General features: G+C 47.3%; 12 protein-coding genes. 10 read left to right on the plus strand and 2 right to left on the minus strand.

All coding sequences use genetic code 11. The features are described from left to right. Window positions 1-43: 43 nt before the first annotated feature. The 4 genes from MKX74_RS02240 to MKX74_RS02255 all read left to right on the plus strand — a co-directional run bounded on the left by MKX74_RS02240 (window position 44) and on the right by MKX74_RS02255 (window position 4,847). Entirely contained in the window at window positions 44-1,834 is a 1,791-nt protein-coding gene (locus tag MKX74_RS02240; RefSeq protein WP_341177359.1) for an NAD(P)H-hydrate dehydratase, read from the plus strand. Between the two features lie 214 nt (window positions 1,835-2,048). Then, complete coding sequence (locus tag MKX74_RS02245) at window positions 2,049-3,401, plus strand: helix-turn-helix domain-containing protein (RefSeq protein ID WP_341177360.1); 1,353 nt, start codon at window positions 2,049-2,051, stop codon at window positions 3,399-3,401. Between the two features lie 363 nt (window positions 3,402-3,764). Next, window positions 3,765-3,947: an aspartyl-phosphate phosphatase Spo0E family protein gene (locus MKX74_RS02250; protein ID WP_341177361.1), complete on the plus strand. Its 183-nt coding sequence runs from the start codon at window positions 3,765-3,767 to the stop codon at window positions 3,945-3,947. 105 nt (window positions 3,948-4,052) lie between these two features. Next, complete coding sequence (locus MKX74_RS02255) at window positions 4,053-4,847, plus strand: hypothetical protein (protein ID WP_341177362.1); 795 nt, start codon at window positions 4,053-4,055, stop codon at window positions 4,845-4,847. 1,037 nt (window positions 4,848-5,884) lie between these two features. Here the strand turns inward: MKX74_RS02255 and MKX74_RS02260 are convergent. Beyond that, a complete protein-coding gene (locus MKX74_RS02260; RefSeq protein ID WP_341177363.1) occupies window positions 5,885-6,013 on the minus strand; it encodes a hypothetical protein in 129 nt (42 codons plus the stop codon). Between the two features lie 294 nt (window positions 6,014-6,307). On the opposite strand from MKX74_RS02260, the gene MKX74_RS02265 reads away from it, so the two are divergent. Next, on the plus strand, window positions 6,308-7,099 hold the full coding sequence (locus MKX74_RS02265; RefSeq protein ID WP_028590480.1) for an HAD hydrolase-like protein: 792 nt from the start codon (window positions 6,308-6,310) through the stop codon (window positions 7,097-7,099). An 86-nt stretch (window positions 7,100-7,185) separates the two neighbouring features. Here the strand turns inward: MKX74_RS02265 and MKX74_RS02270 are convergent, their stop codons facing one another. Beyond that, entirely contained in the window at window positions 7,186-7,947 is a 762-nt protein-coding gene (locus tag MKX74_RS02270; RefSeq protein ID WP_028590481.1) for an AraC family transcriptional regulator, read from the minus strand. A gap of 298 nt (window positions 7,948-8,245) precedes the next feature. On the opposite strand from MKX74_RS02270, the gene MKX74_RS02275 reads away from it, so the two are divergent. From MKX74_RS02275 to MKX74_RS02295, 5 genes are all read left to right on the plus strand, one after another. After that, a complete protein-coding gene (locus MKX74_RS02275) occupies window positions 8,246-9,346 on the plus strand; it encodes a BMP family ABC transporter substrate-binding protein (protein ID WP_341177364.1) in 1,101 nt (366 codons plus the stop codon). A gap of 371 nt (window positions 9,347-9,717) precedes the next feature. Then, complete coding sequence (locus MKX74_RS02280) at window positions 9,718-11,283, plus strand: ABC transporter ATP-binding protein (RefSeq protein WP_341177365.1); 1,566 nt, start codon at window positions 9,718-9,720, stop codon at window positions 11,281-11,283. Then, entirely contained in the window at window positions 11,271-12,320 is a 1,050-nt protein-coding gene (locus MKX74_RS02285) for an ABC transporter permease (protein WP_018887128.1), read from the plus strand. Before MKX74_RS02280 ends, MKX74_RS02285 begins: the two co-directional genes overlap by 13 nt. Then, window positions 12,313-13,248 carry an ABC transporter permease gene (locus tag MKX74_RS02290; RefSeq protein WP_018887127.1) on the plus strand — a complete coding sequence of 312 codons (936 nt, stop codon included), beginning with the start codon at window positions 12,313-12,315 and terminating at the stop codon, window positions 13,246-13,248. Before MKX74_RS02285 ends, MKX74_RS02290 begins: the two co-directional genes overlap by 8 nt. Window positions 13,249-13,258: 10 nt before the next feature. Next, the gene (locus MKX74_RS02295; protein ID WP_341177366.1) at window positions 13,259-14,218 is read left to right on the plus strand and encodes a nucleoside hydrolase; all 960 of its coding nucleotides are present in this window, start codon (window positions 13,259-13,261) and stop codon (window positions 14,216-14,218) included.

Below are 14,218 nucleotides of genomic sequence, written 5' to 3' on the forward strand. Positions count from 1 at the left end.
TTTCGAAGGAAATGGATTAGCTGATGAAGGGAGGGGAGTAATAGTGGAGATTGTAACTGCTGAAGAAATGCGAAAGATCGATCGCTATGCAATTGATGTACTAGGGATTCCCGTAGCAAGCCTAATGGAGAACGCTGGCCGGGTGGTAGCGGAAGAGGTGCTGCGATACTGCTGGAACCGAACGGGAAAAAGACCATCCAGTACGAGGGGCTGCAACTCGGAGAGTGAGCACAGAATGGCGTTGCATGGGCATACTGCACAAGGTATCAAGCTCAGTAGTATGTATAGCAATGCTCGAGACACTATACATGGCTATGCAAAGGACCATGAACAGGACCATGCTATAGAAGTCGATTTGACGGAGGATGCTGCTCTCCACTCAACTGAGCATTGGTTCATTCTCACGGGTAAAGGCAATAACGGTGGCGATGGTCTGGTGGCAGCTCGTCATCTGCAGGACGCTGGTATCCGCGTTACGATCGTATATGCCGACGCCCCCTTACAGCTAAGGGCCGAGGCTGCAGAGCAGCGCAATATTGTAGAGGCATTGGGTATTCCTGCTTTGGTGTGGGGAGAGGATCAGGTGGAATGGGAGCATGGCACCGGAATCGTCGATGCGTTGCTCGGCACGGGAACCTCTGGTGCGCCACGCTCGCATTATGCGGCCTTGATTCAGGCTGCGAACGATAGCGGCTTGCCCATTGTGGCGGTGGATATTCCTAGTGGACTGGATGCTGATACTGGTGAGACACACGAACCTTGCATCCGTGCCAGTCTGACTGTCGCGTTGGCTTGTCTCAAGCGTGGGTTAACGCAATACCCCGGTGCAGAATATGCGGGCAAGATCGTCGTTCGCTATATTGGCATTCCCGCCAGTGCCATACGGAGGCAGGATGTACAGGTTCAGCTCCTGACCGAAGCCCTGTTAGAGCAACAGCTGGAGATAGATGTTAGCCGTAGCAGGCAGGCCGATGGTCATAAGGGCACCTACGGTCATGTACTGGTTGTTGGTGGGACTCTGGAGATGAGTGGAGCGGGATTAATGGCCTCAAGAGCCGCGCTGCGAATCGGTTGTGGTCTGGTGACCTGGGCGTTGCCTGCGGCTCTGCTCCCCCACATGATCGGTGCTGCACCTGAGCTGATGCTGAGAGGCGTGTCTGGTAATCAGGCTACTGGCACAGGCAAGACGGATCGTGACCAGCTATCCAGCAGTGAAGATGATCGTGAGGAAGGCTGGAGTGCGTACACCGTACAATCCTTGCTGGAACTAGCAGTTCAGCGGGATGTAGTCGCTATCGGTCCGGGTCTTGGCAGGTTCAGTGAAGATACAGACTGGCTACGACAGTTGTGGGAGGGGATAGAGGCTCCGTTGGTCTTGGACGCTGACGCCCTGAATATCCTGGCAGATGCAGGCGATGAAGCATTATCGTGGTCCAGACCGAATGGTGGACCTGTAATTCTGACCCCGCATCCCGGTGAAATGTCCAGGCTACTCGGGGTGCCTACGAAGGAGCTTCAACGTGATCGAATCAGTGCTGCTATGCAGTATGCTCGTACAAGACGAGTAACGCTAGTCTTGAAGGGAGCGCGTACCGTCGTAGCTACTCCTGATGGACAGGTCTACGTCAATACTACAGGGCATGCAGGTATGGCAACAGCTGGTGCTGGAGACGTCCTGACCGGAATCATTGCAGGACTGCTCGCGCAGGGCTTGAACCCTACGCAGGCAGCTACATTTGGTGTGAGACTCCATGGTCTGGCGGGTTCACAGGCAGCTGCGCATCGGATGAATGCAGCGTCTGTGATTGCTGGTGATATTATTGAAGCACTCTAAGACAGGATTCGGAATAAGTGTTAGTGTATGTTTCAGTGATCCAAGGTAGTGATGATTAAAAGTTGATCTGTAGCTGAAGAAGTCCTCATATTTGTAGAGGGCTTCTTTTTTTGTTGGAAATTTTAAACAAATTCATGTTGACCACTGTTGAATTCTATTGTGTAATGTAATTACATCCTATTTCTGGATTTTATGAGAGGAGGCGTATGATTGGGTGACCCCGATTCGTGATATTGTGGCAGATTATATGCTGAAGCATGATTATAAGATTGCTCAATTCGCCGACTATTCAGGCATGAACCCTGGTACGCTCAGTCGGCTAATCCAAGGGAGCAAGCCCATTGCCTTTAATCAGCTTGTACAGGTTACACAGGCTATGGGGCTGTCAGAGGATTACTTCTTCGATCGCTATGTCCATGAATGTGTCGCTACCCCCTCATTACGTAGAATTCGTCCATTCATACTGCGATGTGCCAAGCTTGAACGTCTTGATTGTATAGAGCGATTAGTTTATGAACTGCTTGAGGACAACTCTTATGTATCTACTATGTTCGAAATAGCCGAGGAATTGTATTCAGATAACCTGTTACAAGCCGCTAAGTTCATCTATCTGCGGGTTAGTGAGGCGGAGAGGTATCAGCACTCTGAGCGTCTGGCGCTGTGCCGGTATCGTCTCTTTGTCATTTCGCTGGGTACAGATCTAGAAGCGAACTATCGAGCCGCTATGGTATTTGAGGATTATGTTGATCGGTTGGATGAGATGGATCAATTGGATGCATTGAAGCATTTGATTAATGTATTTGCAGCCGTACATGATTGGAAGCGTGTAGATAGACTAGCACAAGAAATACTTCGACTAGCCACGATGTTCTATAGTCAAGGATCAAAGGATAGAAGCGAAAGAACGTCCTCTCAGCCGATGTACTATTATATTTTATATGCGTGGCTGGTATGTTCCAATGTGTGTGAAGAAAACCGAGACTACCAAGGTGCCTTAGAGTTCGTGGCTCTTTACAGTACAGGTGAGAGTTGGATCAGGGAGGATGACGAGCAGGCACACAGGTGTATCCTACAATTCAAGGAATGGGGGGAAGCAAACGCGCTCCTCTACAGAATGATGTCGGGAGAGGCCGAGGCTTTACAAGAATATGCTGATTACATAGCTTCTTATCCTAATGAGATTTCTTATGCGTTATGTTTTATAGTTCAAGCTGCCAATAAATATAACTACATCATTGAAGAGGTTTTAGAGCGATTTCATGACTATATTCTGTTTCCCTCAAATGAACAATACAATGAAGCATTTATGGCAGAGAAATACACAAGATTTTTAGCAGATTTGGCTGTGTATCAGTATAGCCATCGGCCAGAGCTTTCCATAAAATTAATTTTGGATAGTTTGAAAATAGCTGTTAGAATTCACAGTGTGCTGAATATGCTTAATTGTATGACCCTCTTTGAGCAATATCGGGACTTGGCTGAACCGGAGGAACTAAAGGAATTCAAGAATCTCTCCATGGAGGTGCATCGTATCAATGCGGAGGCGATACCAATGGGTAAGGCTTAGTTTTATTATGAGTTTATCAATTGTTATAGGAAACATTGTTACAACTTTGGGACATGGTATGGGTTCTTAAATGATACTCGCTTTCTCGACGTTCGCTACCTTTCAATAAACTAGAACCAGAGTGTTGGATTACATTTTTCAATATTTTTATGAGGGATATTCAGATAACAAAGGAATCTTTAATTCTACTGTTAATAGTAGAACTGAAGACTCCTTTTTTCTTTGAGCAGGATTATCACTGGGATTACCCTTTAATATAGCCATATTATTTGTAGATGATTTGTAGCAGTTGTGTCATTTTACTAAGATAATCACATTTGACAAAAATAGTTAATATATTACACAGAAGGAGGTGAATTAATCATGCCAAGCAAAAAGTTTTTTGTCCGTGTACGCATTGAACGTGAGCGAATTAAACTACATCAAGTAACTGCAAGGTATCCTATGCAGCATCCGAAGGTCATAGCCCAATCGGTGAAGCTGGATGAACTAATCAATTATTACCAACAGCTTGGTAACGGAACAAGAATTAAGTCAATTGTTTAGGTAGACGGGGAGGGCGAGTAACACTTTGGCCGGGTTCGCTCGCTCTGCGCATGTTAATACTTTTACCATTTTACTATTAAGAGTATTTCGATTGGAGGTAATTTTTTGAGAGTAGCGAAATTAATCCTAGCAGTTTCACTGGTTATTTCAAATATTGTATTCTTCACTCCCGTAAGTGCATCACCTGAAGTTAGCCAAAATCTAGAAAAACAAAATACGAAGGAAACCTATGATGTTATTGTTCAAGGAGAAAAAATTGGTACTAAAACTATTCATTTGGAGATCGAAAGAGAAATAGAAGGGGAAGACATTACAGTAAATTTGGTTGCTGAAACACGCTATAATTTAAATAGTAATGCTACTGAAGTACAGAAGGAGGTATTTACAGATAGTATAAATAAGACTCAAATCCAAAAATTAAAAAATGAATACTACATTGATGGAGAAAAATTAAATACTACACATAATACTCAATCAATCATTCAACCCAATGATTTCAGTTTAGCGGCCGGTCAAGACACCGGAGGGTTGCCTGCAATTGCTCACTATTATGGCGATTATAGAACGTATTCTTTTAGAGTGTATAATGATTTTGCTTTCTGGACGAGTTGGGGACCTGCTGGGAGCCATGTCAGTAAAAATGGAGTCTCAATTTCAAATAACTATGTCCCACTAGCTATGGCTAATATAGACGCTTTTGCAACTAACCACAATAACATGAGATTTGGTGCTCTTGGTTTAGTTTCACTGTTAGGTACGACTGTAATATCCATTCCATCTGTTATAGCTGCTCTAAGTGCTGGTGGGGCAACTGCATTACAAGCTGGTTTAGTATATGAAAATTACAACGCAGCTCAGGATAACATAAAGAAAGCTTACAATTATGTGAGCAGAATGTAATACTAATTGTTTGGATAGCCTGCTAAATTTAGTAGGCTATTCCTGTACGTTATAGTTGTTAATAATTATATAGAGAGGTGAGAATTTATGTTGCTGGCGGGTTTTGCCATATCATTTTTTGTTCTGATCCTGCTTACGTTTAGAATTAGAATACACCGATTCCGAAAGTTCAACCTACAGAGTATCTTCATATGCATTATCTATATAATTACAATCTATATGATAAATCTAAGACATTACAGTGTGCTGAATTGTGTGATCATAGGGATTTTTGTGCTTTTTCTCCTAGTGTTTATTATTGGTGGTGTAACATCAAAAAGAGATTGAGTTGACCAGCTTGTATAAAATTCATCAAGTGATATCCAATTCACAAAATGTACCATACGATTGCTTGCGACTTTATGCAAAAGTGGAATGTGTAGACATGAATCAGTGTTAATATCCTGAATTCTCGGAGGCACTACGTGCAAAATGCTTTATTGTTTAACCAGCTCAAATTAAGTGGTGTAACCATAGTAGCAGCTACGTATAATCGAGCATTCTCGGAAAGCTGCGACGATACCTATTTGTTGACTAAGAACTGTTGACAAAGAAGGGAGGTAAAATGGTTTATTTATATATGTTTCTAAGTATCGTTATTTTCTACGTTGTCGGGTTCATACTTTCACTCTTTAATATGCACGTGATTGCAGGAGACGAAACTATCTATCTTTTATTAGTGATAATCATTGGAGTTCTCGTATACATTGCGGAAACATTAGATGAAAAAAAGTAGAGCTCTATTTTTTAGTTTGAGAGGTGATGATATGCTTTCATTATACATTTTATTATTTCTTATATACTGTGGGACATACATCATACTTAAAATCCTGAGTGCTATCATAAAACATTGGAAGTCCCATAATAAGGATAAGGCAAGTCGTAAAGAGAACTTGCTGCTACGAGCCCCGTCGCTCACTGCCCTGATTATCATTATTGTGATTTCATTAGGAACGTATATCCAACTACAAATGAAATATATCCAACTTGAAGACAACCTAAGAGATCATCTCATTCGTGTAGAGGGATACAGTCCATCCGAGATTGTCAGGATCGAGGCGAAGCTCAGCAAAATGCCGCAATACCCTGTCTATGTCGAATTTGCTGATGATCCAGACATCGTACATATATACACAGATCGAAATTCTAATCAATGGGTTCACTTAAATGCAAAATAGCCCAAGCCAATCACATAGGCAATCGGCTTGGGGCGAGCAACGCTTTGGCCGGGTTCACTCGCCCTATTATTATAATTGAGATTAAGAAACACCTACAAGCAGCATTTTAGACATGAGCTTAGGACGAATTGAATTTTGCATATTGTTAACCTCCCACAGAAACTCTTCTTACACTCATCGTATACGATGGAGTGCAACAGCTCTTGAAGTAATACAAGGCAGCGTGGAAGAGAGGCGAAGGGCATGATACAAGCGGTGGTGTTCAATCTGGAAAGCACAATGCTGGACCCCGAAGGACTTCGATTATCGCAAGGCATGGCCGACATTTTTCGCTGGATGGGGGTTCAGGTCGGTCTTACGGATATCAGGCGTGGACGGGGGTTGCCCCTACGAGAGCATATCGCCCATATTTTGCAGCTTGCTGAAGTGCGAAGGAACTGGGTGAATCATTATGGACATGAGCCTGGGCTTAAGGATGTGGAGCATATTTACAACGAGCTGCTGCCGATGCTGCAATCCATGCTGCATGGTACGGCCCCGGCGAAGGGATTGAATCTGGCGTTACAGGAGATACGAGAGCGGCGTATCCAGTGTGGTGCAACTTCTGCTCTTTCGCTTGAGATGCTGAGTACGGTCCCAGGTCATGTATTTAATACATTGGGACTGGATTGCATGGTGACGCCTTGTGAGGTGAGCAACGGTCGTCCTTATCCGTGGATGCTGTATGAGATGGCCCAACGCATGCAGGTATATCCGCTAAGCGATGTAGTGAAGGTGGGAGATACGGTTATAGACATGCAAGAGGGTAGAAATGCCGGGGTATGGACAATCGGGGTGCTGAATCGGAATGAGGAGCCTGCCGCAGCGGATGGAACGTCAGCCCCAACCCCATTCGACAAGGAAGAGCGACGTCGTGAAGCAGCGTACAATCTGAAGCGTGCTGGTGCACATCTCATCATTGATTCATTATCTGATCTGCCCTATATGCTGCGCGAGATTGAGCTGCTACAGCACACTGGAGGATATCCGGCGTAATCAACGAAATAACTTGCATCAGCGTTAAATAACAAAGAACCTTCATTTCCACACACTCAAGTGGTTATGAAGGTTCTTTTGCGTGGTCACATACTCTTGATTTGCAGGCTTTTTCGATAAGAGCGTGGGGTCGTTCCCGTCTCTCTCTTGAACATGTTGCAAAATTGAGCATCATTCACGAAGCCAGCTTCGGCCGAGATCTCGGAGATGGACATCTGCGTGCTAGCCAGCAGGTGCTTGGAGTAATCCAGACGCTTGATCAGCAAGTACCTGGAAGGGGCTGTACCATAGCGCTCTTTGAACAAATGCCGAAATCGATCATAGCTGTAACCAGACATATCAGCCAGCATATCGACGGATAGACGCTGTTTGAAATGCTCATCAATATGAGCGAGTACATACTGTAACCGATCTCCAGAGAACAAGGGATGCCGCTTGCCTGTCCCTCGTTGTAGCAGATGCAGCAGCATATGGTGAAGACGATCATTCAGATGCTTCTGAAAGCCCTCTCGACGTCTTGTATATTCGGTGCTCAGCTCCTGCATATAGCTGCGGATACTGTGCTCCTTGTCATCCCGATGCATACCCTGAAGCTCCGTAGCCTTGGACCTAGCTGTCTGAAACCCGATGAACAGCACCTCGGCATCCTCGCGGTGGTCTTCGTCATGCTGCTGTAACGGAGGGATCAAGGCATAAGAGCCAGCTTGAAAATGGTAGCTATGCTCCCCGATCGTCGAGGTCCCTTTGCCCTTGAGATAATAGATCAGCTCATAGCATTCATGGTGATGAGGGATAATATGTGTGAATCTGGCATGTTCCGCCCTGACAACATACAGAACTTGATCCATAATCGCCCTCCCCGAAATTTCGACATTTAGCCGAATCGTACAAAAACATGGCCGAAATCATATAAATATCATGGCTGAATTTTGTTATGATCATACTCACAAACGAAAGTTAACTGTTGTTACCCATTGTTACGTTCGGTTTTTGGTAATGATACATTGCAATATGGTTCAAGTTGGCACATCTGATACACAATTTGTTAGAAAGACCTGATGTACAAGTATGACAGATCATCAATGATTTTAACAACAAACAGGGGTGTGAGTAAAGAAAATGAAGAAGAATGCATTGGTAATGTGTATGTTGGCTGTGCTGCTACTGCTGTCCGCTTGCGGAGGAACGAAAGGCGCATCTGAAGGAACGGGCACAAATGGTACTGACGGTGGTAGTGAACAGGGTGACCGCTTGAAGGTCGTGCTGCTGATTCCAGGTACGCTGGGGGACAAATCATTCTTCGACGCAGCCAATCATGGTCTGGAAATGGTCAAGACGGAGCTGGACGCCGAGACCAAGGTGATTGAGATGGGCACGGACAAGACGAAGTGGGAGCCTACGTTTAATGATATTGCAGCTGAGGACTGGAACATCGTCATTTCCGGTGGTTCCGAGATCACAGAGATGTTCAATGCGACAGCCGAGCTGTATCCTGACAAGACTTTTATTAACTATGACACAGACATCGAGGATGCACCTGCCAATGTCTACAACATGTCTTATTCTACGAATCAAGTATCCTTCCTGGCGGGAGCCGTTGCTGCGTTGGCCACGAAATCGGACATGCCACAGGCCAATGAAGACAACGTAATCGGTTTCCTGGGCGGTATGGATATTCCAGGCATTAACGCCTTTCTCGTAGGCTATATTCAGGGAGCCAAATATGTGGACCCTGACATCAAGGTCGCTGTATCGTATGCAGGTGATTTTGTAAATCCAGCCAAGGGAAAAGAGCTGTCGCTCATTCAATATAATTCCGGTGTCGATGTGATCTTCAACGTAGCAGGTGGTACTGGATTGGGCATCTTTGACGCGGCAAAAGAGAAATCCAAGTATGCCATTGGCGTGGATTCGGACCAAGCGGCACTATTGAAAGATACAGACAGCGAGAAAGCGAATCTCATTATTACCTCTGCGATCAAGAAGATTGACACAGCCATCCTTGAAGCGGTGAGCAAAGCCAAGGAAGGCACACTGGAGACGGGCAAACGCGAAGTATTGGGATTCGTCGAGAACGGTGTAGGGATTGCCGAGAATGATATTTACAAGGATGTGTTCCCAGCCGAGCTGCAGGCTCAAGTAGAGGACATTAAGAAGAGGCTGATGAACAATGAGATCACAGTAGCGAATGCAATGGGTATGGAGACTTCCGAGATCGAAGAGATCCGCAACAGTGTCAAGCCATAAGCCCGCTAACTGAAAGAGGTTGTGTCGTTTTTTCATAGTCTACTACCTTTGACTCAATTAGATTTCGGGTGTTAATGATCTTCGGAGATCGTAGTTAGCGGAAAGCGGGGAAGCCCTAGAGAAACGAGAGTGTCCACCTTTAAGCTTGCTGTTCATCAGCTTTTTAATTTCGATGGAAAGAACAGCAAGCTTAACAGTGGTCGACAGGGCTCCCCGCTTGCAGCGGCTCTACACTCACGTTTAATCTGGTCAAAGTATTAGTTGTATACGGAATTGATCTTGTACAGCTGGAAAGTGTAGTCATGCTATTTGATGCATTTTTCGGCTGTATATTTTTTGTGCATATTTGCTGTAGAGAGGAGTTGCCTACCATGCCCGGCGCGCTGCTGGAAATGCGAAACATTACGAAGGTATACCCGAATGGGGTCGTGGCTAACAAGAACATACAGTTCTCTTTGCAGGAGGGCGAGATTCATGCCATTGCTGGCGAGAACGGTGCAGGCAAGTCCACCTTGATGAAGATGATGTTCGGGATGGAGGAGCCGAGTGAAGGCGAGATTCTGCTAAAAGGTCAGCAGGTGAAGCTGGGCAATCCGCAGGATGCTATAGCGCTGGGTATTGGTATGGTGCATCAGCATTTCATGCTGGTACCGTCTTTTACAGTTGCAGAGAATATGGTGCTTGGTATGGAGCCAAGGCGAGGGGTCGGCATTCACTATGCGGAGGCCGTGCGGATGACGAAGGAGACGGCCCAGAAGTACAACCTGACGGTGAATCCCGAAGCGAAGGTCGAGGATCTGAGTGTGGGAATGAAGCAGAAGGTGGAGATTCTCAAGGCGCTGCTTCGTGGCGCAGAAATTCTCATTCTGGATGAGCCTACGGCTGTATTGACGCCCCAAGAGACGGAGGAGCTGTTCCGGGAGCTCAAGCAGCTGAAGGAGAAGGGCCATACGATCGTGTTCATCTCGCACAAGCTGAAGGAAGTGAAGGAGATCTGTGACCGGATCACAATTCTACGGGGTGGACGTACAGAGGGTGTATTCAACATAGTCGATGTCAGTGAGCAGGAAATCTCACGGCTGATGGTCGGGCGGGATGTCGTGCTGAAGTATGATAAGACGCGCCCGAGCTACGGTGACCCTGTACTATCGGTACAGGGACTTGGAGCTGTTGATCATGAAGGAAAGACTCTGCTATCGGATATTAGCTTTCATGTTCGTGCCGGAGAGATTGTGGGCATCGCCGGAGTCGAAGGCAACGGACAAGCGCAATTGATCGAGGCTCTGACCGGAAGACTGCATAACATTCAGTCCGTAGGAGAGGTTGCAGTAAAAGGTAGAAGCATCAACACTCTCGACATTCATGATATTCGTAAGCTGGGTGTCTCCTACATCCCGGAGGATCGGAATCGGCAGGGTGCCGCGAGTGAAGCCAGCATTGCGGATAATCTGATCTCTACCCAGTATCGTTCGAAGAATTTGAATAAAGGCTTGTTCCTGAGCATGTCATCTGTTCACAAGCTGGCACGCTCACTGATTGAGGAATTCAAGGTGCGATGCTCAGGCCCCACGCAGCAGATTGGTATGCTGTCTGGTGGTAATATGCAAAAGGTAGTCGTTGCCCGGGAGTGCTCGACCGGACCTGACCTGCTGATTGCGGAGCAGCCCACGCGTGGCGTGGATATCGGAGCAGCCCAATTCATCCATCAGAAGCTACTGGAGCTGCGGGATGCAGGCTGTGCTGTCGTGCTCGTCTCGGCGGATCTGAATGAGATCCTGGAAATGAGCGATACGCTGCTCGTATTGTACGATGGCAAGATTGTTGCACGCCTAGAGTCACCAGCCAGTGTCAGTGAAGAGGAGCTTGGCCTCTACATGCTGGGTATTCAACGTCAGCAGGAGCAATTGAGTGAGGAGGCTTCCCCATGTTCCGATTGAAGTATTTTGAAGTATTGCGGACCTCAGCGGTCATTCTGATTGCGCTTGCTATCGCATTCATTATTATTTCCTTGGTAAGCAGCCAGCCTGTAGAGACGATTCGCATCTTTCTGTTCGAGCCGCTATCAACGGTGAGCAGAATGGGAAATGTAGTCGAAATGGCTATTCCACTCATGTTCACGGGGCTGTCGGTATCGCTCCTGTTCAAGACGAATATGTTCAACCTTGGAGCAGAGGGTATCTTTTACATCTCTGGCATAGTCGCTGCGATTCTGGCTATTCACCTGAGCATGAACGGAATTCTGCACCCGATTATAGCTATTGCTGCAGGTTCTATTACGGGAGCGCTCATCTCGGCCATACCTGGCTACCTGAAGGCCAAATGGAATGCGAATGAGCTGGTTACCTCTCTGATGTTCAATAGTATTTTATTCGGGATCGGCTTGTACCTGCTGAATTATCATCTGCGAGATGCCAAGGCCTTCTCGAATGTATCCTATAAATTTGCTCAGACGGCCCAGCTAGACAAAATTGTACCAGGCACCCGCCTGCATACCGGGCTGATTATTGTGTTGGTGCTCATCGTAGCTGCCCACTTCTTCATGTACCGGACCCGGTGGGGGTATGAGCTACGTATGACGGGGGCTAACCGTGAATTCGCCGGCTACTCTGGCATGAAGACAGCCAAGGTGATCATTGTCGTGCATTTGATTGCAGGCTTCATCGCTGGTATGGGCGGCTCTGTAGAGGTGCTGGGTATGTATAATCGCTTCCAATGGACTGCGCTGCCAGGATACGGGCTTGATGGCGCACTTGTGGCCATGCTGGCTAAGAATAATCCGCTATCCGTCATTGGAGCGGCGCTCTTCCTGGCCTATATTCGCATTGGTGCTGATCTGATGGCTCGTCTGTCGGACGTGCCTTCCGAGATGATCTCGATTATTCAGGCTGTCATTATCCTGCTGATCTCGGCAGAGCAGTTCCTCAAATTCTGGAAGAATCGGATGCTGCTGAAGGAGGCCAAGCTTCATGAATAGTCTGTTGAACGTGATTCTTACGACGGATTTTGCATTTTCGGTGCTGCGGGTGACGACGCCGATCCTGTTCGCTGCTCTTGGTGCCTTGATTTCCAATCGTGCGGGCATCATCAACATTGGTATGGAAGGCATCATGCTGGTGTCGGCGCTGGCCGGGGTTGTTGTTAGCTCTTATACAAGCAGTGCCTGGATAGGCTTGCTGGGTGCGGTCCTTTCTGGTACAGCCATTGCCGGACTGCTAGCTTTCTTCACCCTCAAGTTCAAGACGCATATTATTCTGGGCGGAGTGGCTATCAATATGTTCGCATCAGGGGGAACTGTATTCCTGCTGTACCTGCTAAGTGGTGATAAAGGCTCATCCACCTCCTTGCCCAGCAAGGTGCTGCCCAGCCTGGATATTCCTCTGCTTAATCAGGTGCCGGTGCTCGGCCCCATCCTGTCAGGGCATCATATTCTGACCTATGTCTCTATACTGGCAGTCATCGCTGTCTATTATCTGCTGAAGCGAACGCCGCTGGGGCTGCAGATTCGCTCGGTTGGCGAGAATCCACACGCAGCTCAATCCGTCGGAGTCAGCGTGGTGAAAATTCAATATGCGGCCTTACTGCTGAGTGGTTTTTTCGCCAGTCTGGGAGGAGCCTACATGTCGATGGGGTACCTGTCCCTGTTCACTCGGGATATGATTGCCGGACGGGGCTGGATTGCGATCGCGGCTGAGTCCATGGGACGGAGCACGACAGTAGGTACAGCTCTGACCTCGCTGCTCTTCGGTGCAGCAGAAGCGTTAGCCAATGCACTGCAGGTGCTCAAAATCCCAGCCGAGCTGATCGGTACGCTGCCATATGTAGCTACCGTCATCGGGCTGATCGTCTATGCAATTGCAGAGACACGCAAGAAGCGCCGTAAGCTGGCACAAAAAACGAACTGAGGAGAGGACCATGACTAGACCCATTATTATTGACTGTGATCCTGGGCATGACGATGCCATTGCTATATTGCTGGCGCTGGCTCATCCTGCGCAGCTGGAGATCAAAGGAATCACCACAGTAGGCGGTAACCAGGTATTAGAGAAGATTACAGATAATGCACTGAAGATTCTGAGCTTCGTAGGTGCGGACATCCCCGTAGCCAAAGGAGCGAAGGGACCGCTGCTCGGTACGTTGGTGACGGGAGAAGAGGCTCATGGCGAATCCGGCATGGATGGTCCGGTGCTACCTCCAAGCCGTTATCGTCCGCTGGAGATGGGAGCAGTCGAGTTCATGCGGGAGATCCTGCTGTCCTCGCCTGAGCCCGTTACATTGGTACCGATTGGCCCACTGACGAACATTGCGACGTTGATTCGTGCCTATCCTGAGCTACAATCCCGTATTGCGGGCATTTCGATGATGGGCGGCGGACTTGCCTACGGCAATGTGACACGCACAGCGGAATTCAACATTTACGTTGATCCCGAGGCGGCTCAGATTGTCTTCGAATCAGGCATTCCTATTACAATGAGCGGTCTGGACGTGACGGATAAGGCCGCTATATTCGACGAAGAGATCGAAGCGCTGAAGACGCGTGGCCCAGTCTCTGTCATGGTAGGAGAGTTACTGGATTTCTATTCGATCTTCGGGAAAAAGATGGGCTATCATGGCAATGCACTGCATGATCCATGTGCTATTGCATGGTTGCTGAAGCCCGAGCTGTTCCAGTCCAAAATGGTGGATGTCACGATCGAGACACAAGGGACGTATACCCGCGGTATGACGGTAGGTGACCTGCGTACGAAGACAGACCGGGAGCCGAACGTCAATGTGCTGCTCGGTGTTGATCGTGAAGCCTTTATTCGTCTTATTTTTGAAGCCCTGGCTATACTGGATGCCAAGGTGCTGCAAGCCTCGCAAGGAGATGCATAA

The sequence above is a fragment of the Paenibacillus sp. FSL K6-1230 genome (assembly GCF_038002385.1).
Classification (GTDB): domain Bacteria; phylum Bacillota; class Bacilli; order Paenibacillales; family Paenibacillaceae; genus Paenibacillus; species Paenibacillus massiliensis.

What these genes read in the sequence shown, in the direction of transcription:
- MKX74_RS02250 (WP_341177361.1), top strand. Translation starts at nt 3,765, where the DNA reads ATGCCAAGCAAAAAGTTTTTTGTCCGTGTACGCATTGAACGTGAGCGA.
- MKX74_RS02260 (WP_341177363.1), bottom strand. Translation starts at nt 6,013, where the DNA reads ATGTACGATGTCTGGATCATCAGCAAATTCGACATAGACAGGGTATTG.
- MKX74_RS02265 (WP_028590480.1), top strand. Translation starts at nt 6,308, where the DNA reads ATGATACAAGCGGTGGTGTTCAATCTGGAAAGCACAATGCTGGACCCC.
- MKX74_RS02270 (WP_028590481.1), bottom strand. Translation starts at nt 7,947, where the DNA reads ATGGATCAAGTTCTGTATGTTGTCAGGGCGGAACATGCCAGATTCACA.
- MKX74_RS02275 (WP_341177364.1), top strand. Translation starts at nt 8,246, where the DNA reads ATGTTGGCTGTGCTGCTACTGCTGTCCGCTTGCGGAGGAACGAAAGGC.
- MKX74_RS02280 (WP_341177365.1), top strand. Translation starts at nt 9,718, where the DNA reads ATGCCCGGCGCGCTGCTGGAAATGCGAAACATTACGAAGGTATACCCG.
- MKX74_RS02285 (WP_018887128.1), top strand. Translation starts at nt 11,271, where the DNA reads ATGTTCCGATTGAAGTATTTTGAAGTATTGCGGACCTCAGCGGTCATT.
- MKX74_RS02290 (WP_018887127.1), top strand. Translation starts at nt 12,313, where the DNA reads ATGAATAGTCTGTTGAACGTGATTCTTACGACGGATTTTGCATTTTCG.
- MKX74_RS02295 (WP_341177366.1), top strand. Translation starts at nt 13,259, where the DNA reads ATGACTAGACCCATTATTATTGACTGTGATCCTGGGCATGACGATGCC.